At 52.1% G+C, this 26,920-nt stretch carries 22 protein-coding genes; 11 read left to right on the plus strand and 11 right to left on the minus strand.

Annotated features, from left to right (window positions below):
* The first annotated feature begins 47 nt into the window (after positions 1-47).
* Together PsAD37_RS09750 and PsAD37_RS09755 are read left to right on the plus strand one after the other, a co-directional pair.
* Positions 48-860, plus strand: coding sequence for an SDR family oxidoreductase (locus tag PsAD37_RS09750; RefSeq protein ID WP_063295987.1), 813 nt, complete (start codon positions 48-50; stop codon positions 858-860).
* Between the two features lie 201 nt (positions 861-1,061).
* A complete protein-coding gene (locus tag PsAD37_RS09755) occupies positions 1,062-3,965 on the plus strand; it encodes a DUF2339 domain-containing protein (RefSeq protein ID WP_063295988.1) in 2,904 nt (967 codons plus the stop codon).
* A 49-nt stretch (positions 3,966-4,014) separates the two neighbouring features.
* Here PsAD37_RS09755 and PsAD37_RS09760 read toward each other — a convergent pair whose 3' ends face one another.
* Entirely contained in the window at positions 4,015-5,007 is a 993-nt protein-coding gene (locus tag PsAD37_RS09760) for a threonine dehydratase (protein ID WP_063295989.1), read from the minus strand.
* 178 nt (positions 5,008-5,185) lie between these two features.
* On the opposite strand from PsAD37_RS09760, the gene PsAD37_RS28705 reads away from it, so the two are divergent.
* A complete protein-coding gene (locus PsAD37_RS28705; RefSeq protein WP_208991803.1) occupies positions 5,186-5,614 on the plus strand; it encodes a hypothetical protein in 429 nt (142 codons plus the stop codon).
* A gap of 36 nt (positions 5,615-5,650) precedes the next feature.
* Positions 5,651-6,001 (plus strand): helix-turn-helix domain-containing protein, encoded by a 351-nt coding sequence (locus tag PsAD37_RS28710; RefSeq protein ID WP_208991804.1) that lies wholly within the window; start codon positions 5,651-5,653, stop codon positions 5,999-6,001.
* Here PsAD37_RS28710 and PsAD37_RS09770 read toward each other — a convergent pair.
* From PsAD37_RS09770 to PsAD37_RS09780, 3 genes are all read right to left on the minus strand, one after another.
* Positions 5,955-6,437 (minus strand): GNAT family N-acetyltransferase, encoded by a 483-nt coding sequence (locus tag PsAD37_RS09770; RefSeq protein ID WP_063295990.1) that lies wholly within the window; start codon positions 6,435-6,437, stop codon positions 5,955-5,957. The two genes, PsAD37_RS28710 and PsAD37_RS09770, sit on opposite strands and share 47 nt — an antisense overlap.
* Positions 6,438-6,458: 21 nt before the next feature.
* Complete coding sequence (locus PsAD37_RS09775) at positions 6,459-7,235, minus strand: SDR family NAD(P)-dependent oxidoreductase (RefSeq protein ID WP_063295991.1); 777 nt, start codon at positions 7,233-7,235, stop codon at positions 6,459-6,461.
* A gap of 180 nt (positions 7,236-7,415) precedes the next feature.
* Positions 7,416-8,756, minus strand: a complete 1,341-nt coding sequence (locus tag PsAD37_RS09780) for a YheC/YheD family protein (RefSeq protein ID WP_063295992.1) — start codon at positions 8,754-8,756, stop codon at positions 7,416-7,418.
* Positions 8,757-9,291: 535 nt separating this feature from the next.
* On the opposite strand from PsAD37_RS09780, the gene repA reads away from it, so the two are divergent.
* The 7 genes from repA to PsAD37_RS09815 all read left to right on the plus strand — a co-directional run bounded on the left by repA (position 9,292) and on the right by PsAD37_RS09815 (position 16,234).
* Positions 9,292-10,500: a plasmid partitioning protein RepA gene (gene repA / locus PsAD37_RS09785; RefSeq protein WP_057462928.1), complete on the plus strand. Its 1,209-nt coding sequence runs from the start codon at positions 9,292-9,294 to the stop codon at positions 10,498-10,500.
* Complete coding sequence (gene repB, locus PsAD37_RS09790; protein WP_063293478.1) at positions 10,497-11,546, plus strand: plasmid partitioning protein RepB; 1,050 nt, start codon at positions 10,497-10,499, stop codon at positions 11,544-11,546. Before repA ends, repB begins: the two co-directional genes overlap by 4 nt.
* A 282-nt stretch (positions 11,547-11,828) precedes the next feature.
* The gene (gene repC / locus PsAD37_RS09795; protein WP_063295993.1) at positions 11,829-13,196 is read left to right on the plus strand and encodes a plasmid replication protein RepC; all 1,368 of its coding nucleotides are present in this window, start codon (positions 11,829-11,831) and stop codon (positions 13,194-13,196) included.
* A gap of 50 nt (positions 13,197-13,246) precedes the next feature.
* On the plus strand, positions 13,247-13,774 hold the full coding sequence (locus PsAD37_RS09800) for a GNAT family N-acetyltransferase (RefSeq protein ID WP_063295994.1): 528 nt from the start codon (positions 13,247-13,249) through the stop codon (positions 13,772-13,774).
* Between the two features lie 224 nt (positions 13,775-13,998).
* Positions 13,999-14,388 (plus strand): cupin domain-containing protein, encoded by a 390-nt coding sequence (locus PsAD37_RS09805; RefSeq protein WP_063295995.1) that lies wholly within the window; start codon positions 13,999-14,001, stop codon positions 14,386-14,388.
* Positions 14,389-14,403: 15 nt separating this feature from the next.
* A complete protein-coding gene (locus tag PsAD37_RS09810; RefSeq protein ID WP_063295996.1) occupies positions 14,404-15,483 on the plus strand; it encodes a bifunctional transcriptional activator/DNA repair enzyme AdaA in 1,080 nt (359 codons plus the stop codon).
* Entirely contained in the window at positions 15,470-16,234 is a 765-nt protein-coding gene (locus PsAD37_RS09815) for an isocitrate lyase/phosphoenolpyruvate mutase family protein (protein WP_063295997.1), read from the plus strand. The genes PsAD37_RS09810 and PsAD37_RS09815 overlap by 14 nt, the downstream gene beginning before the upstream one ends.
* A gap of 49 nt (positions 16,235-16,283) precedes the next feature.
* On the opposite strand, the gene PsAD37_RS09820 is transcribed toward PsAD37_RS09815, so the two are convergent.
* The 7 genes from PsAD37_RS09820 to PsAD37_RS09850 all read right to left on the minus strand — a co-directional run bounded on the left by PsAD37_RS09820 (position 16,284) and on the right by PsAD37_RS09850 (position 26,916).
* Positions 16,284-16,664 (minus strand): LTXXQ motif family protein, encoded by a 381-nt coding sequence (locus tag PsAD37_RS09820; protein WP_057462934.1) that lies wholly within the window; start codon positions 16,662-16,664, stop codon positions 16,284-16,286.
* Positions 16,665-16,922: 258 nt separating this feature from the next.
* Positions 16,923-17,261, minus strand: a complete 339-nt coding sequence (locus tag PsAD37_RS09825; protein WP_063295998.1) for a hypothetical protein — start codon at positions 17,259-17,261, stop codon at positions 16,923-16,925.
* 308 nt (positions 17,262-17,569) lie between these two features.
* Positions 17,570-18,583, minus strand: a complete 1,014-nt coding sequence (locus PsAD37_RS09830) for a glutathione S-transferase family protein (protein WP_063295999.1) — start codon at positions 18,581-18,583, stop codon at positions 17,570-17,572.
* A 61-nt stretch (positions 18,584-18,644) separates the two neighbouring features.
* Positions 18,645-19,559 carry an alpha/beta fold hydrolase gene (locus tag PsAD37_RS09835; protein ID WP_063296000.1) on the minus strand — a complete coding sequence of 305 codons (915 nt, stop codon included), beginning with the start codon at positions 19,557-19,559 and terminating at the stop codon, positions 18,645-18,647.
* 130 nt (positions 19,560-19,689) lie between these two features.
* Positions 19,690-24,414, minus strand: a complete 4,725-nt coding sequence (locus PsAD37_RS09840; protein WP_063296001.1) for an Ig-like domain-containing protein — start codon at positions 24,412-24,414, stop codon at positions 19,690-19,692.
* Positions 24,411-25,295 carry a hypothetical protein gene (locus PsAD37_RS09845; protein ID WP_063296002.1) on the minus strand — a complete coding sequence of 295 codons (885 nt, stop codon included), beginning with the start codon at positions 25,293-25,295 and terminating at the stop codon, positions 24,411-24,413. Before PsAD37_RS09845 ends, PsAD37_RS09840 begins: the two co-directional genes overlap by 4 nt.
* A 364-nt stretch (positions 25,296-25,659) precedes the next feature.
* Positions 25,660-26,916, minus strand: coding sequence for an Hsp70 family protein (locus PsAD37_RS09850; protein WP_063296003.1), 1,257 nt, complete (start codon positions 26,914-26,916; stop codon positions 25,660-25,662).
* Positions 26,917-26,920 lie beyond the last annotated feature (4 nt).

Genomic DNA, 26,920 nt, shown 5'->3' on the forward strand with positions numbered 1-26,920 from the left:
GCGAGTTTCCAAGGAAGATATCTCGCGTAAGGTTTCAGGAGTTTCTCATGTCCAACACTATTCTCATCACAGGCGCGTCCTCTGGCATTGGCAAGGTCACCGCACAGTCCTTTCACGACAAAGGCTGGAACGTGATTGCAACCATGCGCCAGCCCGAAAAAGAAGAGGAGCTGACGCAGCTTGATAATACTCTTGTGACCCGTCTGGATGTGACGGATGAAGCTTCCATTGAAACGGCTGTTGCTGAGGGCATCGCGCGCTTTGGCAAAATTGACGTGCTGCTCAACAACGCCGGGTATGGCGCTTATGGCCCGCTGGAGGCCTTTTCCATGGAGAAAGTACGCCGCCAGTTTGAAACCAACGTCATCGGCCTGATTGCCGTGACAAAAGGTGTCCTGCCCCACCTTCGCGCCAACAAATCCGGTACGATTGTGAACATTTCGTCCATCGGCGGCCAGATGACCTTCCCGCTCGGCGCGCTGTATCACGGCACGAAGTTTGCGGTTGAAGGCATTTCAGAGGCGCTTCACTTTGAACTGGAGGCTGCTGACATCAAGATGAAGATTGTTGAACCCGGAATGATCAGCACCGATTTCGCCGGTCGTTCTTTCGACTTCACCAATGACGAGAGCATGACGGAATACCAGGGTGTTGTGCAAGCGCTGTTTGGAGCCATGAACGGAGGCATGCAGCCTTCCGCACCAAGCGTTGTGGCAGACGTCATCTATACCGCTGTCACGGACGGCACCGATACCCTGCGCTATCGTGCGGGCGCGGACGCCGTCCAGTTTCTCGACAACCGCAAAGCATTGGATGATGCAACATTCATCGGCGGACTAAAGGAACAGCTTGGCCTTTAGGGGCTGATTGTACCATTCCCCCAACAGTACAATTTGAAAGCAGAGGATGCGGCGGTGTCCTCTGTTTTTTGTTTGAAGCTTCTGAGGCCAGCTGAGACTGCTGCAGGTCAGGCACAGGAAAAATTGTCGTGGCTCTTAACGGTCAATGCGTGTAGGTTTGCCGCAGTCTTTTTTCTTTAAGTCTTGCTTCCTCAGGTTTTCATGGAACTCATAATTATTGTTGCCGTCGCCCTTTTTCTTGGTGTGGCATTCGCATTTTACAACCGCCTCTCAGATATCGCGCTCAAACTCACGTTTTTGAATGCGCAGATGAAAGAGCTGCACAAGAGCATGGCTGAGTTGCAGGGTCAGCCTCCGAATGCGGCGACTGCTCGAACAGCTCCAACTGGTGCCGAAAAGCCAGCGACGCCTCGTGAATCCACTGTGCCATCTTATGCGAAGAAGCCATGGATGAGACCTGTGGATGCGCAAAATGAAGAGAACAAACCAGCAAAAACGCCTATTACAGACGGACTGACCTCCCAAGAAGAATTCAACGGCGACAGGAAACGGGAGGCAGCAAAACACGCTGCTTTAGCTTATCAGTGGGCTGCTGCCTATGACGAAACGAAGCCTGAAGAGCAGAACAGATCAACTGCCAGTGAAACGCTTGCTCAGAAAAATGCCAAGAAAGGCGCTTCAAATTCTGAGCGGAAGGCAGGCTCGCATCAATCTGCGCCACCTCAGCCAAAGGCTGATCCGATTGAAGCGTGGTTTACCGGGGTTGCCCGCAGTATCATCGACAATGTTCGCAAAAACTGGGTTGTTTGGCTGGGTGCGCTGTCGCTTGCTTTCGGCGGTATCTTCTTTGTTCAATACGGAATTGAGAACGGCGTCCTCTCACCAGCCATGCGCATCAGCTGTGCGCTGGCCTTTGGTGTCCTGCTGATTGCTGGCTCCGAGTTCTTCCGCTTCCGACAGAAAGAGGCGCATGTCGATCCGTTCGGCCCGCTAGTTGCGGCAGCCAGTGGTGGTCTTGCGTCTCTGTTTGGCGCCACAGTGGGTGCTTATTCGCTTTATGGGTTGATTGGCCCAACGACCACCTTCATCGGATTGGCGCTTGTGTCATGGCTCGCGATTGGCGGTGGCCTTCTTTATGGCCCAGTGCTCGCGACCATTGGTATTCTCGGTGCCTATTACTCCCCGCTGCTGGTGGGCGGGTCAGAACCGTCCGCCTTGCTCTATCTCTATTTTGCGATGGTGCTGGCAACAAGTTTTGCGGTTGAACGCTTGCAGCGCTGGATCTGGCTCTCCACACTCAGCGTCCTTTCCGTTTTCGTCTGGGTATTCCTGTTGCAGATCCAGATGCCGGAGCAACAACTGACACCGCTCATGCTGGCCGCAATTCTTGCGCTGACAATTACGGTGCCTGCCTTTGGTTTTCCGCCGAAGTCAGCGATCTCCTGTTGGCCTTTGGACAACGCGTTTTGGAACTACAAGAAGACCTATCCAGCTTTGCTAAGCTACGCCGTGACAGGTCTCGTGCTGCTGACCGGGTTGTTCTTTGCGGGTGAAGACATGGGTCTGGCACGGCCAATGACGCTGATGTTTGCCGGTTTGCTGGTCGCCTATGTGTTCTTTTTGAGTAAAGCGGAAAGCCTTGACCTGATTGGACCAGCACTGCTTGCAGGCTTTGCGTTGATGATGTGGATGCCGAAGGCGCTGGCCTGGCAATCTGTGCCAGACGATCAGCTGTTCTATCTTGCCACTTTGGCTGTTACGATCACAACGGTGACAGGAGGCAGTTTGCTGCGTGGCCAAACCTCCACGCGTGCGTGGTTCTGGAACTGGTCTGCCGTCGCCTTGCCAGGTCTTGGTGCGGGGATCTATTTTATCTACACGGCCCTGCACGCGCCAGAGCTGCTGAGCGCTATCGGAGCCTTTGGCTATCTGTTTGCGCTTGCTCTGCAAGTTTGCGTGGCGGTCTACCTCCGCAAGTCAGCACATAAGTTTGAGTTTGGAACTGAGGGCAGTGCTGCCCTTGCCTTCCTGCTATTCCTACCATTTGCCTACTACTTCTTTGGCGAGATCACGCTTCCGATGGTTCTCATGATCGGAGCCGTTGCGGTTCTTGAAATCTCAGATCTGTTCGGGCTTAGCAGAGCGCGAAAGGCATTCTTTGCTTACCTGAGTGGCATGGTCTTCTTCACCACGCAGCGTTACATCGACGGATTTGGCGAAGCGGGGTACGGAGACATTTCGCTGCTGTTCCTGCCTGTGCTCGCGCTCAGCGCGCTTGGCTGGTGGCGCGGCCAGCAGCGCGGGGATGAGAGCGAAGCAGTTGTGTTTGAAACGACTGTCTGGGCAGCTCTATCCCTGTTCTTCTGCGCCTTGCTTCAGGTGTTCTACCGCGATCAGGGCGACATGCCCATGTATGTGATGCATGGGTCCTATGCCTTTGTTCTGGCAGTTCAAGTTTCCGTTCAGCTGAAGCGGATGAGTTTCTCAAATTCCTTCGCCAAGTTGAGACGAGGGCTATTCCATTGGTACTGGGCCATTGCAGTGTTGAACTGTCTGGTTGCGATTTTGGCCAACCCACTGGCTCGGGACCATGTCTTCGGCTACTTCCCGATTGATAGCCTGTCCATCGCCTATCTGTATCCGGCTCTGGCATTGCTGCTGGCAACTGAGCGCTTCTGGACCCGTGAGGCTTACCTGCAAAACGCGACACGCGGTCTGGCGGGCGTCTTGCTGGTTATGTTTGTCGGGTTGGAAATCCGCGCCTTCTGGCAGGGGCCTGTGTTGACAGCGCCTGGTGTGGTTCTGGAGGAACTCTACAGCTACACCGTCGCGATGCTGATCTTCTCAGTTGGGCTGATCGCCTTTGCCTCAGTGAAGCAACGTAAACGGGTTGGGCAGGCAGGACTGGCGTTCATCATCATCACCTGCCTGAAAGTGTTCTTCATCGACATGTCGGGTCTGTATGGTCTTGCCCGCGCAACATCGTTCATTGGTCTTGGACTAACACTGGTTGGTATTGCCTGGGCAAACAAACGGTTCTTGTCGTTTGACACGCCAGTTGAAGAGGAAGAGCCGGAGCTCAAACCTCAGCAAGATCAGGCTTAACTCATCAAAAAGGCCGGAGAGAACAAACACGTCTCTGCGGCCTTTTTTGTTAGGCTGGTGCAAGTTCACCAGTTGCCTGTAAGTGGGTGTTCATCACACTCAGGAAGGTGGTCAGGTCAATATTGCCACCAGTCAGGATCACGCCTGCCCGTTTGCCCTGCAAATTATGTTTGTTCGCCATTAGGCCTGCTAGTGGTGCTGCCCCTGCCCCTTCTGCCAGATTGTGGGTGTCTTTGTAGTAGGCCGCCATCGCTTCAGCAATCTGCGCCTCGCTTACGCTGACCACATCTTCCGCGCCTTTCAGGATGATCTCAAGCGGCTGTGCCTGCGGATCGCGGCAGGCCATCCCATCTGCGAAGGTGTTGGCTGTATCTGTCTGGATTGCCTTGCCAGCTTTAAAGGACAGTGCAAAGGCAGCGGCGTTTTCAGCGGTCACGCCAATGATCTTGGTTTTCAGGCCGAGCAGATCGCGAACCGTGATGAGGCTGCAAATGCCGGAGCCCATGCCAATCGGGACATAAACCACATCCAGATCAGCAACCGCACGGTACAGCTCCAGCGCATAGGTGGAGACACCTTTGACGATGTTCTCGTGGAACGGAGGCACCATGTGATAGCCGTGCTTTTCCTGCAGTTGCTGTGCAACCACGCGGCTTTCATCAAAGTCCTTGCCTGCAATGATCACATTGGCCCCAAACGCGCGCATAGCAGCGTTCTTTTCCAGTGAGTTGCCTTCGGGCACAACAATATAAGAGGGAACACCATTTCGGCTCGCGCCAAGAGCAACGGATTGACCATGATTGCCACGCGTCGCCGTCACCAGCCCGGTGGGCTTTTGCGCAGACTTCATCAAAGCATCCACATAGGTGAACCCGCCACGAGCCTTGAACGAGCCTGTTGGTGTATGGTTTTCATGCTTCACGAAAACATCAACACCACTACGTTCCTTCAGCAATGGCCATGCATAACACGGGGTTTCAGGGACAAACTGCTTAACCGTGGTGTGGGCAGCTTCCAGATCCTCTAGTGAAAACAGCGGCATTCGATTTCCTTTTGGCAGTTAAAAACACTTTGCCATGAGCTTAAAACCTGACGCTGATGATGGCTTTCAAAATACTGACCTAAACGCCTTTGGCGAATGTCCCCTTGTTTGCCGTGGGTTAGTCGGCCTATAGATAGGGCGTCGGAAATCAGAAGAACCTTTTGAAGTAACTGAGGCTATGAGTTCAGCGCGGGACATTATCAACAAGTGGAAGCTGCAACTGTTGCCAAGCAGTGCCTATGCTGTTGCCTACACGGCGGCTCGGGCCTCAATCGGGTTTGCGTTTGAAAGCCAGCGCGGGGCGCATTCTTTTGACAGCGATCGCCGGGTTGATTTCTGGACCCGGCCCAACAGCCTCGCCTTTGTGCCGAGGGGATGCGATGTCACCTCGGAGAGCGAGCGCGGTGGAGAGTATCTGACTTTTACGGTACCAGCTGAACTCCTGCCTGATCGCGGAGAGCAGATGCGCTTCAACCATGCCATCTCGCCTGATGCGATCAAAGCTGCTTTTCATCTTCGCAAGGCACTTCTTTCAGCAAATCCTAAGGACACCTTAGCGATAGAAGCTCAGCTCTATGCTCTGCTGGATGTGGTGGAGCAAGTTTAGGTAGGCGTCTATGAAGATCCTCCATCCGCAGCGTCTATGACAGACACGCGGCTGAAACGGGTGGAAGAGTTTGTCGAAGATCACCTTGCCCGGCAGATGTCCATGTCTGATCTGGCAGCATGTGTGGACCTGTCAGCGGGCTTTTTCAACCGTGCGTTCAAAGGCGCCACTGGCAAAACGCCCCACGATTATGTGGTGGAGCGACGCGTGGCGCGGGCGCGCAAACTTCTTGGCGCACCACACAGCACTCTCAGCCAGGTTGCTTATGCCTGCGGGTTTTCTTCCCACGCACATATGAGCTCGACCTTCAAAAAACGCCTTGGTGTCACACCCACCCAGTTTATGATGAGGCAGGTTTATCCAGCGCCAGCACGTTCAACTGTTTGACGTGATACTCAAGCACGCGCCAGCCCATTTTCTCATAGAACGGGGTGTTGTCGTCTGAGGCGCACAGATACACACGTGAGTACCCGTTTTCAAACGCCAGTTGGGCCATACGTGCAACAAGGGCTGTGCCAATACCTTCGCGGCGATGAACTTCTTCGGTCCACACGGCGGCGACCCATGGTGTCAGTTGAGGACGGGCGGCAAAGTCGCTTTCAATCAGCAATGCGCTGCCAAGGTATGTTCCGTCGTGGTGGGCAACAAAGGCGGTGGGGACAGCTTCAGGACAAAGAGCTGCGCGGACTTTGACTTCGATCTCGTCTTGCAAAACGCCTTTGTCTCGCCACCAGGTCTGCCAGATGCGATGGGCAATGGTGGGAATGAAATCGGGGGTTTCGCTCATTTCAGAAAGGGTAAAAGTGCGTACTAAACTTTCCATAGGACTGGTGACCTGTAAAATCTAAATCGGTGTACCTCCTCCGGAAACGCTAATGATTTGTCCTGTTATTTTAGCAGAGCCCGGACCGGCGAGGAAGTTGATCGCTTCGGCTACTTCGTCGGGCTTGATGACGCCCAGATGAGCGTTCTGCTCGACTTTTGAGATGAGGCTTGCAGCAAAAGGATCTCTTTGAAGCTTATCATAAAGAGGGGTTCCACGTACAACACTTGGGCTGACACAATTGACACGGATGCAATGCTGTTTGGCTTCTACCGCTAGGGCACGGCAGAACATGGAGATGCCTGCTGTTGCAGACCCGACGGCTGTGCTGCCAAAGGTCGGGATTATGGAAACATCCGAGGTTAAACAAATAATTGAACCGCAGCGTTGCTTCGTCATGACCGGATAAACCGCATGAATTGGGTGCAGAATACTGCTCATGAGCGAGGTGATTGTGGGCATGAGCTCTTGCAGTTTCAGCTCATGCAATGGTCTGGGGATGACCCCTCCACCACCGGTACTAACCAGCACATCGATTCGCCCCATGGCCAGTTCCGCATGGGTAATGGCGGTTTCTGTATGGCCGGGGTCTGAAGCGTCGCATTGGACAAAATGCAGATAGGCACCGGGAAATTCTGCTGCAAGTTTGCTCAGTGCATTGCGGCCCTTGGTGACGTCCCGTGCGCAAATGGTGAGTTTTTGAAGACCGGATTGGAGGAGTGTTTTGGCAGAAGCAAATCCGATGCCGGATGTGCCTCCGACGATGACTGCTGAGGATTCATTTAGTTTCCGCGCCACAGTGACCTCCAGATGCGACTGAACTCTCGTCGTGATCTTGCTCGCGTAGATGCTCAAAGAGTTGTTTTAGTACAGATGCCGTATGTTTTTGCTCAACACGTGAGAGCCTGACAGGCCTAACAGCAATCAAAGTAACCGGAGCGCTAAGACCTTCCTGACATCTATATGTTTTGCCGCTTGTCACTCAGGCTCGTCGCCAAAGCCGGAAAGAAACGCACCATAATCGATGCTGGCCTCCAGCGTTGTCACTCTTGCTTCTGCGTGGCGCGGATCGAGAAAGATCATGCGTCCGGGCTTGGCGTTGATCTCGAGAAGCTTCGGACAACCTGTTTTGTCGACACCTATATCCAGTCCCAGTTCCCCGATTGGAGAGGTGTGATAGTCGTCCATACGATGGGCAATGGCAAAACCGCACTCCTCAACAGCCGCTTTTACCGCCTCGGCCTTCTTGCCAAACGCGTTGGTGAAGTAATCATCCGGATCAATCACATCCGCGCCCTGGCTGAAGTGAGAGGAGATACAACCGTGCGCGCAGACCCTTGGGCCGATCATTAAGCAGCGCCATGTGCCGCTCATGTCCTTTTGCATCTGAACGCGACAATCGACAGACCGGCCATCGAACGAAGAAAAGTCGAGACTTTGCTGCACCAGATACTGGTCCAGTGACGTATGACTGAAGGCGAACTCAAACGCGTCTTCCAGCTGCATGAAATCCGCATGCGGGCAGGATAGGTCGGTCAACCATTGCAAGCGGTAGCCTTTATCGCGCCTGGACAAGCGCATCAGCAGTTTGCCCCCTCGCCCGTCGACGGGTTTGAGATAAGCGGAGTGATGGCGGTCCAGGATCTTCTTTAAAAGCGGTGGTGCCGGTGCTCGGTGGGTTTCGGGCAGATACTTGCGCAGCTTTTGCCCGTACATCAGGTGCTCATGCACCTCCCATTTATCAAAGAAGCCGGGATTGTAGATGTGAGAGCCCAGTGCGCGCATCCGGTTCTTCACCGCTTCCACACGTAGTTTGTGCTCTTCGTCGCGGGTGTGAATGCGATTATAAATGGCGGTGGGCAGGGGCAGACCGGGCTGCCGGTGGCCAGGCATGGTCTCCCCGGTGATTGTGTTTGTCGCCCAGTTGTAATCTTCAGGCGAAAACAGAAAGGCGATGTAGCCGCAGGTTTGCGCGTATGTCAGCATGTCCTGCTGGTGGCGGCGCTCAGGATCAAACTTGCCTGCTCCCATGATGCCAATGGTCGGGCCGATGTGGATGGTGTCCCCGTCCCGCTTAACGTGAAGGCCGTCAATAAGTGCAAGGCCGAGTTCGTCAAACACATCTGCTGGCAGGCCAAGGGCTGACCTGCGCTCGGTGTTGATTGCCGTTTTGGCAGAAAATCGGTGACAGGCACCTATCTTGAAGGACAGGTGTTCACCGGCTGTGGCACCGATTTTTTGAAGGGCACCTTTGGAGAAGACCACTTCATTGCTTGAACTGGACACACGATAAAGATGAAGTTTGACAGCGGAAACCACAGGCCCCCCAAGATCAGTTGGAAGTCAGGACAAAACAGGACGAAACCGATTGGGCCGGACCATACAAGACAGGTTCTCGCCAAAGCCTTGCGGAAGTTGGGAAAGCTCTAATGGTTTAGGTTTTTGCGTGTACTTGGGTGCTTTACGACTCAGTGCGAATCTATGACTGATTCACGTGTACACTGCCGGTTGAGAGGAAGGTTCGAACTGTCAAATCGGTATTTCATCGATTTTTGCACATAAACCGTCATGTCCTGGTTTTTTTTGTTGGCTTGGCGAAAGTGACGTTTCTTAATAAGATTGTTCTGTCTTATTATGGAAATGTTGCTGTAAAATCGGTGGTTTACGCAATATCTGGTAATTCTCCGGTTTCACAGTACAAGCAAAGCGGAAAGAACCTTAACGATCTCTTAATATTGGTTAATACTCGTTAACTATAAAGATATTGACGCGCGTTTTGAAACGGAGAAGGATGCGCTGTGACGGATTATTTTCGCTCTGAACTTCAAAACCGTCATAGAGGTTAAGAGGCAATATGCTGCTCGCTGCTGAACATGATGAAACTTCTGCTGAGAAGATTGCACGCCATTCTGACTTGTTGTCACGGCAACTGCAATCCTTAAGGGAGAAGATGTATCCGCCTGAAGCTATGAAGAAGCTGAAGACGTTTTCTTCGCGCGAGGTTGCAGGCCTGCTCGGCGTTGCCGAATCCAGTTTGCGCCAGCTTTCACTCAACGGCGAAGCAGTTATCCCCGAAAGGCTGGATAACGGCAGACGCATTTATACCCTTCCTCAGATCAACGAATTACGTCGTTATCTGGCTGAAAAACGCCCTGCAGATGCCCTGCGTCTGGACCCGCGCCGCCGTCATGGCGAGAAGATGCAGGTTCTGGCCGTCGCCAACTTCAAAGGCGGCTCTGCAAAGACCACCACAACCGTCCATTTAGCGCACTATCTTGCGCTTCAGGGCCTGCGTGTGCTCGCCATCGACCTTGATCCGCAGGCCTCCTTGTCTGCCATGTTCGGGTATCAGCCAGAGTTCGATGTTGACGAGAACCAGACGCTTTATGCCGCGATCCGTTATGACGACGAGGAGCGCGTTCCACTCAGCCATGTTATCCGCAAAACTTACTTTGATGGGCTCGATCTTGTCCCCGGTAACCTGGAACTGATGGAATATGAGCACGAAACCCCGCAGGCAATTGCTCAGGGGCTTTCGCGCGGCGATGGCATGTTCTTCCGCCGCATGGCGACCGTCCTGAAGGAGGTGGAAGATGATTATGATGTTGTGCTTATCGATGCGCCGCCACAGCTGGGGTATCTCACCCTTGGCGCGCTCTATGCAGCAACCGGAATTGTCATCACCGTGCATCCGGCCATGCTGGACGTGTCATCCATGAACCAGTTCCTCTCCATGACCTCAGAACTGCTGGCGGTGATTGAAGAGGCTGGCGGCACCCTGAGCCACGATTTCGTGCGTTACCTGCTAACACGCCATACACCTCATGATGTGCCGCAGGTGAACGTTGCAGCGCTTCTGCGAGGTCTTTTTGGTGAGGATGTGTTGGCGGCGTCCATTGTGGAGACTACAGCGATTGCCAATGCGGGACTGGAAAAAAAGAGCCTTTACGAGGTTGAGCGCGGAAACATGACCCGCGATACCCTCAATCGTGCTCTTGAATCGGTCGATGCAGCCAATACGGAAGTGTTCCAACTGATCAAACAGGTATGGGGTCGTCCATGAACAAGGCAACTGATCGTTCCAAGAAGATGCGTGCCATGTTTGGCGGTGTTGATCCGGCTGAGTTGGCGAAATCGCCCGGCCCTGCCCCGTCCATGACGGCGACAACGAAGCAACGCGTCTCTCCGGGGGCGATCAAGTCTATGCGCAACACCTTCTCCAACGTGGAGAAGGAAAACGAAAAGCTGCGCCAGATGATCGAGGACGGCAGTGTCGCGCATGAGCTGAACACGGAAGACCTTGACCCATCCTTTGTGTCTGACCGTATGGTCGTGGCCAATGATGAGGATTTTGAGAAGCTCAAGGCCTCCATCTCTGCCAGCGGCCAGCAGGTGCCTATTCTGGTGCGCCCGCATCCGGACCTGCCGGATCGTTATCAGATCGCATTTGGTCACCGTCGTTGGCGCGCCTGTAAAGACCTTGGCATCTCGGTTCGCGGGATCATCAAAGAGCTTTCCGATGAAGCCCTTCTGATTGCTCAGGGTCAGGAAAACCATGAGCGGAAGAACCTGTCTTTCATCGAGACAGCGTTGTTTGCCTCTCGTCTGGCAAAGACATTCCCGCAGACGGTCATTTCCAAGGCGATTGGTAAGGACGCGACCACCGTATCCAAGCTGCTCAAGCTGATGAATGCGCTGCCAGAAGAATTTGTCCGCGAGATTGGCCCTGCGCCAAAGATCGGGCGTCCAAGATGGGAAGAGCTTGCTGGTCATTTCAATCACGGCCAGTTGCCTGATCCGTTCAAGGCCCGCGTTGATGCCGTGATGATCAGCGCCGATTTTGAGCTTTCTGCAAGTGACGAGCGCTTCAGCGCGATCCTGTCTGCCTGCAAGTCTGCCGAGACAACGGCAGCAATCACAACTGGTTCTATCGCCACAGCCGCTAAAAGCTGGATTGGCGACAAGCAGATCCTGATGAAGGATGGTCCGAATGCGCTGAGCTTTCAGGTGGATGCGAAAAAGCAGCCTGAACTTGCCGCGTTTTTGAAGCGCCGCCTGCCGGATCTGATGGATGAGTTTGAAGAAGAAATTCTGAAGGAGGATGCATGACGGTCTAGTTACGTCTCTTCCAAAGAAAAACGGTCCTGCTGACGGCAATCAACAAGACCGAAATTCCTTGGGTACAAACAAACGATAGCGCTCGATGTAACCCTTTTTTGCATCTTCAAATTACTTCGAGACGCGGTACGAATCAACCCTTCACCAAGGTGTTGAAGCGTCTTTCTGCATGCTAATCGCTAGTTTGTCCCGTTTATCCTCAGTTTGGGGAGGATGTTTTGCGTCCTGACCCATGAGAACACCTACTAAGTCTAGTAGGTGAACGGTGTAGCTATGCAATCTGTTGGTTCAGTGGCGTCGTTCAGAAAACTGACGCCGGCAATGGTTGCCAGTCAAAAACTGGCGATGGCCAATGACATTGTGAAGACGACAAAATCAGAGGTCGCAATGGCTTTGAAGAAGGCCGCGCCTGCTTTGGGAATTGATGGGACCACCTATCATATTCTCGATATTCTGATTGGCCTGACGGCTGCAGAGGACTGGTCGCAGGACCGCCGTCCGCTTGTCGCAATTTCCAATGAAAAACTCGCTGAGTATGTCAGCCGCTCCTCTCGTACTGTCGTGCGCTCGTTACGCAGGCTGGTGGAAGCTGGTGTTCTTGCTTACAAAGATAGCCCAACGGGACGTCGTTATATCTACCGCGCGGGTGAAGATCGTCAGATTGAGCGTGGCTATGGGCTGGATTTCTCTCCGGCACGTCAACGTCTGACTGAACTGAAGCAGATTGGTGCTGAGTTTGCAGCCCGTCTTGCCCAGGAAAAGGAAGCCAAGCGTACAATAAGCCGGCTTTCAAGAGCTATGGCAGACCTGTTCCGTCTTGCCAGCCTTGAGGAACTGGAAGTCTCAGAGATCGCATCCTCATTCAATGAGTTGATGGACCAGCCAATGGGTGTTGTTGACCGCGCTGAGGCACTGACCATGCTTCATGAACTTTTAGTGGCTCGCTTTGAAATGAACGAAACACCAACGGAAAAGGGTGATGCTGATGTTGCTGATCATGATGTTTTTTTTGATAGAAACTCAAAAATGTCATGCGCAGAAGACAACCATGTCACCCCATATAATAATACAACCTCTCAAGACTCTTGGATAAAAAGTAAGCAACAACGGAACGCGTCTAACGACGCATCCATAAATACAAGCAAATCAGGTTACACCCGATTTGAAATGGCTCCTGAAAAGGAACCAAAAAGCGAAACCCGTGCCACAAGCCAAAAGCTGAGCAAAGCTGAAAGTCTGAACTGGTCAGAACATGTTGATCCTCATGAAAGCGATCAGTTCTCCCCTCTCCTGTCTGAGGTTTCCTTTGGGTTGATCAGTTCAGCAACTGCAGAAACTCAAGCTGCAATTGGGCTCGATCTTTCCAGCTGGAGCAGTTTGATTGATGCGTCCGATGACATGCGTTTGCTGATTGGCCTCTCTCAAAAAGGCTGGTTTGATGCAAGAAAACGAGTTGGCGATTATACGGCTTCTGCGGTTTTGATCACCACGGTTGAGAAAGCCCTGCGCGATCCGGAAAGCATTGCGCGACCAGCTGGATATTTCCGCGCTTGTGTTGACCGGGCAATTGATGGAAAGCTGGCCTTGCACCGCACGTTGTTTGGTCTGGCCGCCTCCGGGTCCTCTGTTGCAGATAACTAGCGCTGGGTTGGGTGGTTTGCCCTTAGCAATTAGAATTGGATGTGAAACTCATGGCTCATGGATCAGCTACAACGCAAATGCCTCTGATCACGTTGTTTCAGGAGGACGACAAACAGGAGCTGCGTGATTTTCTGGCGGCAGCCTGGACACAGGCCCATGAGGATGAGTTGGGCACTGAGCTGACCAAGCAATTGGTTGCAAGACTGGAAAGCGAAGATCTGGGCGGCGTTGTTCCTGGAGAATACGGGTATCTATACCTTGCCAAGAGCGAGCAGAAGATCGTCGGGTCTTTGGCCTGTGCCCTTCGCGGCGAAGTGGTCTTTATCTGGGCGTGTTATCTGGCCAGCGACTTTCAGCGCAAAGGGTTGGGCCGGGCGCTGATGAAACAAGCTGTCTCTGAGTTCCCCCAGGATAAAGTCGCCGGAATCTATGTGCTTAAAGGGAATGAGGAAGCCAAGCAGTTTTACCAAAAGCTCGGCTTCATTGATTGCGGCGAGACCGAGTTTGAGGTGATCGCCGACACCTACACCCCAGCCCGCGTTATGCAAGTTCGCATTGCAAACCTGAATTTGGGTTGATCGAGAGCCCGACTGGTACTGCATAATTTCTGCATTCGGCGCTTTGCTCTATCCTGCTATTGATTAGCTTTGGTCAGGTGCTGAGGTAACATGAAAGCAGATGTCCTTAATAGACGCCCGAAAACCGTGCGCCTCTGTGATCGTTTTCAGCTATATATTTAATTGAGCGCTTAGCGTTGCTATAAATTTGAGAGAAGCATGATTTACGGGAGACAAACAATACTATGAGTAAAAGTAAAACGGAATTTTACGATACAGATACATCCGGAGTGCCAAAGCATTTAAGGCGAAATGATTGGGCCACAAAGGATTCATTTTGGTACGGGCGAGTAGAAGGTAATGACCTTGGTACACCACTAACAATACTGTTTTTTTCAACTGACAAGATTGGTGGTGGCCCGCCACTTCACGTTCATAAGTACGATGAAGTTTTTATAATTCGATCAGGCCGGGCACAGTTCACTGTTGGAGATGAAAAGTTCATTGCGGAGAAAGGGGATGTTGTTTTTGGACCTGCAAATATTCCGCATAAATTTGAGAATTTAGGACCCGGCATGCTTGAAACAACAGACCTCCATATGAGCGACCATTTTGAGCAAGTTAACCTCGAATAGGGTCCAGCAATTATTATGCTTTTTGAACTTCCAGATAACAAAGTGCTTTATCAGGCACTGATTGACCGAGATCCGGACTTTGATGGCCGGGCTTATGTTGGTGTGCGCTCAACTGGAGTGTTTTGTCGCCTCACCTGCCCTGCCCGCAAGCCAAAGTTTGAGAATTGTTGTTTCTTTGAGACCATTTCCGAATGCTTTGAAGCTGGGTTCCGCCCTTGCAAACGGTGCCATCCGGTGGGTACGTCCGCCGACAATGATGAAGTGGTGACGCGTCTGCTCTGTGAGTTTGAGGCCAAACCGCACCATAAATGGTCCGAGGCAGATATTGCGCAGCTTGGGTTGGATCCTTCGACCGTTCGTCGCAGCTTTAAGCGTCAGTTTGGGATTACGTTTTTGGAAATGGCGCGGCTTTCTCGGTTGCGGGATGGATTTGAGACGCTTTCCGACGGGGGCAAGGTGGTTGATGCGCAGCTGGCCTCAGGGTTTTCGTCTCCGGATGCTTTCCGGCAGGCATTTGCCCGTTTGCTGGGATGTAAACCGGCGGAACTGAAAGGCGATGGTCTCCTTAAGGCGGATTGGTTCGATACACCGCTTGGTACAATGATTGGCGTGAGTGATGATCGCGCACTACATCTGCTGGAGTTTGCGGACCGCAAAGCACTGCCTGCAGAACTTGCCCGTTTGCGTAAGCAAGTTAAGGGTGATCTGGGTCTTGGCCGGACTGCACCAACCGACCAGATCGCCTCAGAACTGCGAGAGTTCTTTGAGGGCAAACGACTGGATTTTGACGTGCCGCTGGTTATGCACGGAACCGAGTTTACAAAGGATGTCTGGCGCGAATTGCGCCGTATTCCGATCGGCGCAACCAAAAGCTACAGCCAGCTGGCCAAACAGATTGGGAAACCCAGTTCTACCCGCGCTGTTGCCCGTGCAAATGGAGCAAACCAGATTGCCATTGTCATTCCATGCCATCGTGTTGTTGGGATGGATGGTGGCCTTACCGGATATGGTGGCGGGCTTTGGCGCAAGCAGAAATTGATTGATGTTGAATTGAAAATAGCAAGATCGAAAGGCCTTATTGATGTCTCAGGCTGATAAAGCAAAACAGTTCGCCGCTTTGCATAAAAAAGGTGAACCAATCGTCCTTTACAACATTTGGGATGCGGGCACGGCTCAGGCCGCCACGAAGGCAGGTGCCAAGGCCGTTGCAACGGGAAGTGCATCCGTCGCTGCGGCTCATGGATATGGTGATGGCGAAGAGATCCCGCTTTCGCTGGTTGAGATCATCGCAAGCCGCATTGCGGAAAGCGTGGATGTCCCCTTCTCTCTCGATTTTGAAGGCGCCTATGCAGATAGTCCTGCGGATGTGAAGGAAAATGCAGCTCGGATTATAAAAACGGGTGCTGTTGGCGTCAATTTTGAGGATCAAAAGGTCCAGGGCTCCGGCCTTTACTCGGTCGATGAGCAATGTGCGCGGATTGCAGCCTTTCGGGACGCTGCAGATGAAGCAGGCATTCCGTTTTTCGTCAATGCGAGAACTGATCTGTTTTTGCAGGAACCAGATGCCAGCAAACATGCTGCCTTGGTGGAAGAAGTTGTGCTGCGTGGACAGCGCTATGCCGAGGCTGGTGCCAGTGGGTTCTTCATTCCGGGCTTAACTGATCCTGACCTGATCGCTCAGATTTGCGAGGCCGTGCCACTGCCTGTGAATGCTTACATGATGAAGGGCATGCCTGAAATCGCTAAGCTTGGAACGCTTGGCGTTTCGCGGGTGAGCTTTGGACCAGGGCCTTATCGGGAAGCAATGGTTGATCTGAAGCGGAAAGTTGAAACCATACTTGGTTGATATGAGAGGGGAGCATATGCTCCCCTTCCCTTTTTGTCGGCACGCTGTCTTATTTGCCTTCTTTGAATTTCTTTCTCATTTTATCGCGCATTTCCTGCTGCATCGCGCTGAACTTTTCCATCTGCTCTGCGCTGAGAACCTGAGCCATCTGCTCATTCATCTTTTCTCTGGACGCTTGCATTGGACCACGAACTTCGCGCAGTTGTGAGAGGGTTGGCTTCTTGCCACGCTCAATGCCAGCATCTTTCAGGATCGCGCGGCGCTCTTCCATGGATTGCTTCATGATTGGGCGGACTTTTTCTTTCTGCTCATCCGTCAGCTGCAGCTTTTCAGCCATCATTTCCAAACGTTGACCCTTGCCAGGATCCGCCTGTGCGATGAGAGGTGTTGCAAAGAGGAGAGACAGGGAGAGAGCGATTGCCTTGAACATGGGGGCTCCTTTTTTTTGTAAGTCGATAGCTCATGAAGACAGTGCGTGGACGCTGCGTTAAGTGCAAACCAATTAGTGTAAGAGAACGTCTCCGTTCTGATCCTTGTGACAGGTCGTTACACTTTCACTAACCCATTAAAATTATTGGGAAATATTCTATTCAGGTTATCTCGCATTTTCATAAAGATATGCCCGCCTCGGGTAGGAGGCGGGCACCGTTGCCAGCATTGGGATTTAAGGCAACTTTAAAGGTGAAGCTTAGTCAAAAAGATCCTGACGAGCTTCGGTTCTGCGAATGACGCGGCGCGCGGTTGCTCTGTCCTGACGGCGGTCCCATGCTTTGGGGGCGTCAGCGACCGGGGCCGGAGTGATAACTGTTGTGGTTGGGGCTGGTACAACAACTGCAGCAGGCGCCGCATTCATTCGGCAGATCTGGAGTGGATTGCGTCCGGAGTCATAAATGGCAACGCATCCGGTTAATGAGTTTGTCTGAATAATCGTCTTGGTGCCGTTGCTGTCGTAAAAAGTCAAAGCATCGGCGAAAGCTGCGCCAGAAAGAGTAACGAGAGCGGCGCTTGCAATAGCAATTCTTTTCATTCTGATCTCCGGTGGTTCGGTCGTCCAACATGTCTGTTTGGGGTAAAGACACTGTTTGATTGCGTTGAAGGGACTATCGGGGATCAGTTGAAAGAGAGCAATTTGAGTTTTGTAATCGGCTGTCGCTCATCTTGAACTCTGACAAACTCGGTTACAATTTGGGCAGATAAGCGTCGTTGATGGATACATTTTGATGCACACCATCGCAGTTTTCTGCCGATTTTGGGGAAAAGTAACGCACAAGCAGGTGAGTTTGGCAGGGCGTAGATGACTTGGCAGCTGCCAACAATTGCTGCCAAGTCAGATTTTTAAGAGGCGGGCTGCACCAGTGAGACGTCGAGGATCTCTGTCCCTCCAATGAGAAACTCGCTCAGTGTTTCACGATGCTCAGGCGTCAGCTTTGCCCACTCATCCCGCAGGCGGTCGAGGCATTTCTTCTGGTATTTGAAGATGTCTTGCGTAAAGAAACCTTCTGGCAGATCTGCAGTGAAGGACGCCTCCCCTTTGTCGATGGCTTTGGAGTTCGCTAACAGGAACGGTAGATAAGTATCGCCTGCCATCTTAAGAAGCTCTTTGACTGCAGGAGTAAGTTCGGTGATCCAATCACCTTCAAAGCCGGAGGCGTCATCTATGTGGTCGAGCCAGCGGAAGACGAAAGGGAACTCCTTTCGCAACATGGCAGACGGGGTTGGGTCGTCTTTGAGTTGGTAGAGCTGGCCGAAGAGAGCCACATCTGCCAATGAGGCCATATCGCCAAATAAGAAATGCTGCTTGGACAAAACCGCTTGTTCTAAAATAGAGAGCATACGCTTGGTGGATGCTTCAATGATAGGCGCTGTTTCCGGAGTGCATCCAACCTTTGGCATGCGGCTGATCTGACGCGCGCCAAACTGCTGGCCCATTGCCTTGATGGTTTTTTCATCCAGACCAAGACAAGCGTCGTAAAGCAACCAGTTCGGCACGATCTTTCGGTCTTCCTCATAAAACCACCGATAATGGAACATGGCTTTCACAAGCCACTCGTCTGCCATGTCCTCAATCAGGTAACACGCGAACCGTATCAGTGGATCGTTGGGAACAAGCGACCTCCCCTCCCCTTTTGCCTCGAGGTCCAGAAGCAGCGGAGTGGAATCGTTCACCCACGTCTCATCCGGATACTTGACGACAGGGATGACTGGAATCTTCACATGCTTGGTTGGGCTGTTTGGCCCCATAGGTGCGCAGAGCTTCCATGCGTGTGGAATGCGTTTCGCTCGGAACGCTGCACGCACCTTCATTGAGTATGGTGAGCCCAACGCGCCGTGTATTTCAAAATTCCCCATATTCCCCTCCCCTGACTTGGCAGGTTCCGATTTTCCTCAGGTCCGCTGCCAAACTTGGTGTTTACATGTCGTTCAAGATCGCTCCATCACCCTGCCACTGAATTTGCTCTCCCCTTTCCATTTGAACCATCATGTTCAAAATGGCGGCTGGATTTTCCATTGGCAAGAAGTGAGTGTGATCGGGAACGTAAATATCTTTTGCATTGGGCATGTTCTCTGCCAGTAGCTCCCAGGAGGGCGATGGTGAGAAATCATGCAAGGGTTCATCCGGTTGCCGACGACGTGCGCGTACAATTGTTGTTGGCACAGTCACAGCATCCAGAAGCGGATAAATGTGGTCTCCGTAACAAGTGCGATAAACCTCGGCTTCAGCATCTGGTGGACAAGCGAGTTGGTATCCTTCGCCCTGCTCTGAAGCGATTAATCCGTGATCGCAGTAATCCTGCAAAATTTCAGGCAACCAGCTGTTGTATGGTTTGCGGGTTTTGAACCGCTCGTACATTTCACTTACATCGGCCCATTGGTTTCGGCGCCGGGCAACCGGATGGTCCTGATCTGCGATTTGCTTGAAGAACGGAAGCAGCGGTTTTGGAAACACGACTGGATCCAACAGAAGAATGTTTTTGTAGAGTTCAGGAAACTTGGCAGCTGCCAAGATAGACAAATGACCTCCACAGGAATGGCCGACACCGAATACTTGATTGAGCCCGAGTTGCTCGACCACTGCGAATAAATCATCTCCCAGATCAGTCCAGAGTTTCGGTAAGGCGGCGTTGTCGCTTTGGCCATGACTGCGCATATCCCATGCTATGACATGGCGACCGGGAAAATGCTTGATGATGTAATCCCAGACGCGTCCATGAAATCCTGTGGCATGGAGAAGCAAGAATGTAGGACCTTCGCCCGCCCATTCATGAAGACAGATCTTATGATCTCCCGTATGGACGAACTTCTGAATGGGGGTATCTGAACGCATGGAATTTCCTCTGCAGCAATGTCAGAAGAAGTGTAGTCATACCGTATGGGAGAACAAGCTCTACCAGAGCAGAATAGTGATTATATTTCAAAATTCTCGACTTGGCAGCTGCCAAGTTTGGTAAGATTGCCTAGGTCATTGGGAATGCATTTTCGATTGGGAGCTCGATCTCCGGCATAAAGCCTTTCACTTCGACACTCATTGTTGCTCCATTTGTCGTTGTGTCTTGGACATGCACTGTGGTGACAGTTTCCCAATCTTCGTTATGATCTTTTCCATCCAAGTCGACTTGCACTGCGTATTGTCCTGCTTGATTTTCTATTATGCGAATGAACTGGTCGGGAAAGTGATAATGTTGATCCCATGATTTATCACTATAATCTTCGAGCAATTTGGATAGATCTATAACGTCTCGGTCTCTGCCTGCGGAGCTCTTCAACTGGAAGTCTGTGATGTGATCTGCTGCTCCGTTGAGTTGCTCAAAGAAGAAGATGTCAGAGCCTTCACCACCTGTAAGTTCGTCTGATCCGGCTCCGGCAGTCAGGTGGTCGTTGCCTTCAAAACCATTGATAACATCATCTTCATCGGTGCTTTTCAGAATGTCGTCGCCGGCTGTCCCGTCAATCTGGTTCCTTGGATCGGTTGACCCATCATCTGGATTGAGGTGAACTTGAATACTGGTAATGGACGGGTTGGAGTTCCCATCCTCGGAGTGAACAACGACTGAGAGGCTACGCGCCTGCAAGCTTTCAGATGTGGTTGTAAAGGTGATTGAGTTCAGCAAATTCTGATAGGTGGAAGCATCGGTTATTCCAGAGAACGTGAGTGTCATAACTCCGCTGCCGTTGTCTTCCAACTGGCTGTGGACGCCGTCGACATCCAAGAAATTGAGATGATCACCATTCTGCGCATTGAAGAGTTTGAGTGTCAGGCCCGAAATCTCATCCTGCACTCCGTCGATCTTGGCAGACTTGGCAATTGCCAAGTCGTCATCTCCAAGCTGAAAGGATGCCTCAAAGTGTTGCTGTTCCAGTGGCTCTGGCTGGACTATCGAAACCGTCAGATCCTCAATTCTCAATGTGTCTGCAGCGGTGAGATCCGCTGGTGCAACCAAACGGATCGTTGTCGCAGATGAGATGTAATCGCTTAGATCAAGGTTGATCGACTGGGACTGATTGTGACTGATCAGACTGGAAATCTCGCCAATCTGGTGGACGGACCCATCAGCCAACAGGGCTTCAATGTAGAATGACTTCGCCGGACCGTTCGTTGCGAACTCTGCTGCGTATGTGAGTTGGATCGCGGCACTTTGCGCGCCTGTCAGGTCAAACGTTTTGCTGATGCAGGCAAGATTGTCGTCTCCCTCTGAAGACGAACCGGATCGATCTGAGAGAACCAATTCGCCAGTATCGGCGTCAATGTAGATATCTGAGGAACCATCGCTGGCGGCTTTAGCTTCTCCGTCATCTCCACTTTCTACCCAAGGCGTGGATTGAATGTGGCCCATTAGCTCAGAAGAATACAAGGTTTCATCGAAAGTCCAGCTGACTTGGTAACTGCCAGGTTTTCGGGTGTGAAGGAAAATGGTGGGCGGTGCAGCGGGCGGACTCGTGCCTTCGGTGACTTCAATGCGGAACTGTTGCGCAGCCTCCGCGCCAGAACTATCTTTCGCGACTACAGTGATCTCATAGATGTTATCACCGTCCAGATCCATGGGCGCTTCGAAGGATACAGCTTCTTTCCAGCTTACCTGGCCGGTTTGCTCGTCAATGTTGAAACGGGCCTTGTCAGACCCTTCGAGAAAAAAATGGAGAGGGCCTCCATCTGCATCTGAAGCATTTGCCGTGAACACAGTATCGGGACCGTCATCTTCCACGTTCATGTGAAGCGGCGTGTCTTGGTCTACACCTGAAAAGATGGGTGCGTCGTTTTCCGGTGACAGCTCTATAGAGACGGTGACGGTATCGCTGCGCTCTCCATCCGCATCCTCAATGTAATAACTAAAGCTGTCCGAGCCATTGGCGTTGGGGTGACCCGTGTAGCTAAACGTATTGTCCAGGTTCTGAGAGAGGTGGCCCTTGGCAGGTGCCAAGACGATGTGAACAGTGAAGCCTTCACTGCTGAGAGCATCATTGCCTAACAGATCCAACACAAGCGGTGTATCTTCCGTACCAGAAAACTGATCAGGGGACGCCGATGACTTTCCGTCCAAGATGCTGAAGGTGAAGTCCAGAGGGATCGTGTCTCCGTCACCGTCAGAAGCCACTGCTGAAAACGACAATGAAACCTCGCTTGCAGATGTATGGTCAATCGGTGTGAAGAACTCGACCTCGTAGTTTCCTGATCCGGTGGGATCCAGTTTGATCGTGAAAACGAGCGTGCCATCCTGCGTCTTCGCGCTGAGTTGATTGCCAGTACCTTCAATGGAGTAATAGACCTGAGCGCCGTTGACAGTGAAGGGAGCAAGACTGCCGCTCATGCTGGAAGAGAAGGTGAGCGTCGTTGCAGACTGTGTGTCGGCGCCCCAATGAACGTTCAAATCACCACTTTGAACGATCGAGGCTTCATCGTTCATACGCGCTTCGAAGACAGCATTTCCTGAAAGGCTAAGTGCTTCAGGCGCGGAACTGAGGACGGGCGTGCTGTCTGCAATCGTGATTTGAAGCTGACCATTAACGGTGTCGCCATCTGCATCACTTGCAACATAATGCAGTTGAAACTGCTCAATACCCCGAGCGTGGTTCAACGGCGCATGCTGACCGACAGAATACACGCCACTGCTGGAATTCAGCGTCGCGGTGAAAATTGCCGTCGTGTTTTGGAAAAGCGTCAGTTTTTCGCCAGTCAAATCCCAACTGAAGCCAGAAGGGAGAGCGGACTGTGTCCATGAAACCTGCCCTCCATCTACACCAGTTGAGATGGGGAGTACACCGGTTAAGTCATGAGTATCCTCAGCAAGTGCATGTGCTGACCCTGTTGAAGCGAATGCGTCGTCACTTAAACGGAGGTGGACCGGTTCTCCGACTTCCGGATTGTCGTCTTTAATCGACACCTGAAAGTGACCCGCGGCGGTATCGCCATCTCCATCCGTAATCACATAGGGAAGACTGATTGTTTGCTGGTCTACGCCATTTTGGTGTTGCAAGGGATTGTGCTGTTGAACGGCGTAAGCGCCTTTGCTCTCTGTAAACTGAGCGCTGAGAATGAGCGTATCGCCTTGCAGAACGCTGAGCTGTTGCCCCTCAATAATGTAGATCAGCCCTTCGGGATCATCAGGTAATTGCCAGCTGATCGCGGCAGTGTCTGCTCCTGCTGAATGAGGCAGGTACTCAGAGGAATAGCTCAGTTCGGTTTGGGTACTCAACTGGCTTTCGTCAAAGCTGATCTGGTTGAGCGGAAATGCTTTTGGCGCATCATCCAGCGAAGAGACCAGAAGCTTGCCTTCTGTCGTCTGGCCTTGCGTGTTGGTTGCACTGAAACTGAGATTGAAGACGGCGTCTGCATCAGCTCCATGATTGATCGCGCTGTGTTGCGTGACGCTATAGGTGCCCGTTGTTGAGTTGAGCGTGACTGACAAAACAACTTTGTTGCCTTGCAAGATCAGGAGCGTTTGTCCTTCCTGATGAAAGCTGAATCCTTCCACCGGAGATGCTGTGTTCCAGGATAAGAAGACAGGGCCTTGCGATGCATTGATCGGCAAGTCTCCTGAGGCTGTGGCTTCAGCGGGATCGCCTTCTGACACTGTAGCCGTCAGATTCCATTCGGCCGGCATCGGATCATCTTCAACGCGGATGTCCAGATGAGAAACAAGAGTGTCACCATCTGCATCTTTTGCAATGAAACGGAAGCTCATTAAAAGGTCCGTCGCACTGCCCGTGTGATCCAACGGCGCAAACTGCTCATAGCTGTAGGCGCCGTTTTGTGTATTCGGGTCCAGCGTGACCTTTAAAACAAGTGTTCCATCACCTTTCAAACCCTTCAAAATGTGTTGGCCTTGCGGTCCAAACTCAGATTGAAAAAGAACCCGCGCACCGCCACAGGTAATATCGAGCGGATCACCTGAGCGGCCGAGTGGGCGTCCGGTTGCATCAAGTGTAAAGAGCAGTGCGCGGGAGTTGGTTCCATCCACGCCGAAATCAAGAGCGAGGCTATCGCTGACTGAAATACTGGTGGATGTGCGAAAGGATGCTTCCTGAACAGAATGGACAGGAAGATTACTTGCCCGGGTAACTGTGCTGTTTGGTTGAACGTATAGATCAGAGATAGACAACTGCGGAACGACGATGTTCTCTGATTGTGTGTTAAGAGCGCTTACAAGTGGAACAGCCTGATAGTTATCCTGCGTGTTTTCAGAGAGCTGATCAGACTGCGTAAGACTGTTCAGCTTTTCAAGCGCTGGTTCGTGGTGAACTGGCTGCAAACTTGTTTTGGATATGGGCTGCCAATTGGTTTCTTCTGAGGACTTGTCAGCATCCTCCGTTTCTTTCTGGGCAGGGGAGGGGAGGTCAACTTGAAAGCTGCCAAGTCTTGGGGCCGTTTCGACTTCAACGGCCTTCAGAAACTGGCTCTGTGTTGTGAGCGGACCAGATGGCATCAAAATGAAGAATTCATTGGCAGGTCCACCAAAGAACTGTTCAATGACAACAATCTGCCCATTCCCATCCAAAATATGAAGCTCGTCTCCATCACGGATAAGTTTTGCTGTGCCGATGGTTTTGGAGAGGTCAACAAGCTGGCCTTGCTCCCGCACCATCAAGATTGGTGTTCGGGAGGGCGCAAGCGGCTCGGCAAGCAGAATTGGTGGTGGTGCGGACTGAGAAGGCGCAGTCGCGGGCGTTGCGGTCAGGTTCGTCATGGCTGCGTCTCCTCTTTCTTCCGGTGTACTCTGTGCTTATTTGACGTGCTGCGTGCCAGATACTTCCTGCGGGCGAGCTTCTTCTTTTCAAGCAGCCGGGGGGAAAGCCCCAGATGCAGCAGTATGTCTGACTGTCTGGTTCTCGCCTGAAAATGCAGGCGTACGAGGTCAGCTTCAGAGACCGCCAGTTCCAGGTCTGCTTTTTGCAGATCATTGAGGGCACTCAGAAACTCCGCAAACAATGCCGGATCAACCAGATTGGCCGCGCGGGCCTGATGATAGGCACGTGCCCTCCGAGCTGCATGAAATTGCAGCTGTTTGTGCTGGTCAACGGCACGCTGAAAACGCTTCTCAGTTCTGCGATTGTCTCTGGTGAGCGTGGACCCGCTGAAGAGAGACGGACCGAGGGAGGACTGCAGATTTGATGCTCCTTCTCCAGTCAGCTCAACGTACTTTGCACGCGCAGTAATGAGTTGGCTTTTCGCTGAAATGCTCAATTTATTCAGTGTGTTAAGGGTGTACTCGGATGCTTTCCCTACAAGCTCAAGGGTCTCAGGAGAGTGGACGCCTTTTGTGTCTGTTAGCGTTGCGACAAATGCCTTCAACTCACTCTCAGATTTGTTGTAAATCTCAAGAGTTCGGGTGTTCAGGTGAAGGGCCAGATAGGCCTCAAGAACACTCAGGCACAGGTCGTTCTTCTCTTGCTCTGATGCCTTGATCCAACTCCCGCCAGTTTCAGCTGAGGTGAAGAGGAAGCTATCTTCTACTGCATCGCGAAGCGTGGTTGCACCGCTGGATGTGACCATGAAGGACGCAACCATCATGCTGGCAAATTGGTAAAACCAACCTTGTTTGAAACACCAATTTTGCCACTGTTTCATGATGCCCCCCTCAAGGCGCCCAATCCACCCTCCGGCAGCACCTCTCCTCTTAAGAATTCATTAACATTTGCACCTAGGGAACCTGAATTGGTTGAAAGTGACAATTCCGAAATCAGGGTAGAGAGAAAATATAGATTTAAATATGGGGTGTTGTTTTTGAGGGGGAACACCTTTTGCAAGGCAAAGGATTTTGTTCTTACGCCGCAGTGGGGGAGGGGCTATTCGTTCATGCTGAGACGAGGCAAGAAAAAAGAGGCCCGGTGGCCTCTTGGTGCATTTTGGGAAGGAGTACGCACGTTCGTCAGCAGCTAAAACAATCTGAGCAAAGCGCAGGCCTACTCAGCATGGTTCTGGTTCGATAACCCTATGCAAACTTGCGGCGGGCATCTGCTGCAAGGCCAAGGCCAACAGCGCCGAAGACGTTGCCTTCAACCACAGACGCGTTTGGCATCAAGGACTTGAAGTGTTCGCGCAGCATCGGGATGCGGGTTGTACCGCCAGTGAGGAACATGCTGTTGATCTGATCTGCGGTTACGCCAGCCTTGTTCAACGCTTCCTGAATGGTGGCTTCGATTTTGCCAACGGATGGGCCAATGGCGGCATGGAAATCAGCGTTGGTTGCATCAACCAGAACGTCTTCTTCCTCCAGCTCAATCTTCAGGCTCGCAATCTCTGCAGAGGACAGGTCGATCTTGGTCTGCTCCACGCGGGTGGCCAGCATGTGGCCGTCTTTTGCGCGGATCACTTCGCGCAGACGTTCCACCAGATCAGGCTGCGCTGCTTCGCGGCGCACTTCCCCCAATTCTCGCAGGATATTGGGCGAGTAAAGCTGGTTGATGAACTGCCAGGTTGCCAGATCAAAATAGTATTTTGAGGGCAGGGCGCGTTTGCCATCTTTGGTCAGCGTTTTATAGCCCAGATGCGGCATAACCTGCGCAAGTGAGAGCAACCGGTCAAAGTCGGTTCCGCCGATATGAATACCGGTATTGGCGAGGATATCACTGGTGCGATCTGCTGCGTTTTTGCGCTCTGGTGAAACGCGAATGACGGAAAAGTCTGCGGTACCGCCGCCAATATCCAGTACCAGAATAAGCTCTTCGCGCGTTACTGTTTGCTCATAAGCCAGCGCCGCTGCAATCGGCTCATACTGAAAGGCAATGTGCTCAAACCCTTCCTGACGGGCGATCCCCTCCAGCGTCTTTTCCGCAGCACGGTCAGCTGTTTCATCGCCATCAATGAAATGCACTGGGCGACCCAAAACCACGCTGGAGACATTGTCCTGCATGTGTGCGTCCAGCTTGCGTTTCAGCTGGCGCAGGTAAAGCGCGATAATATCTCTGAAAGCCATACGGCCGCCCATGACAGCCGTTTTTTCCTGAATGAGGGATGTGCCCAAAACGCTTTTAAGCGCCTGCATAAGGCGGCCTTCATCACCCCTGATGTACTCTTCCTTCGCCTTGCGTCCATAAACGATCTGCTCGTCTTCAAAATTAAAGAAGATAGCTGACGGCATTTCGCTGTGCCCGTCTTCAAGCATCACAAGTTCAGGGCTTGCGCCGGAAAAGATGCCCACGGTTGAGTTGGAGGTTCCAAAATCAATGCCTGCGAATGCGGTGTTCATTTTA

The organism is Pseudovibrio sp. Ad37, from assembly GCF_001623075.1.
In the GTDB taxonomy this organism is placed as follows: Bacteria; Pseudomonadota; Alphaproteobacteria; order Rhizobiales; family Stappiaceae; genus Pseudovibrio.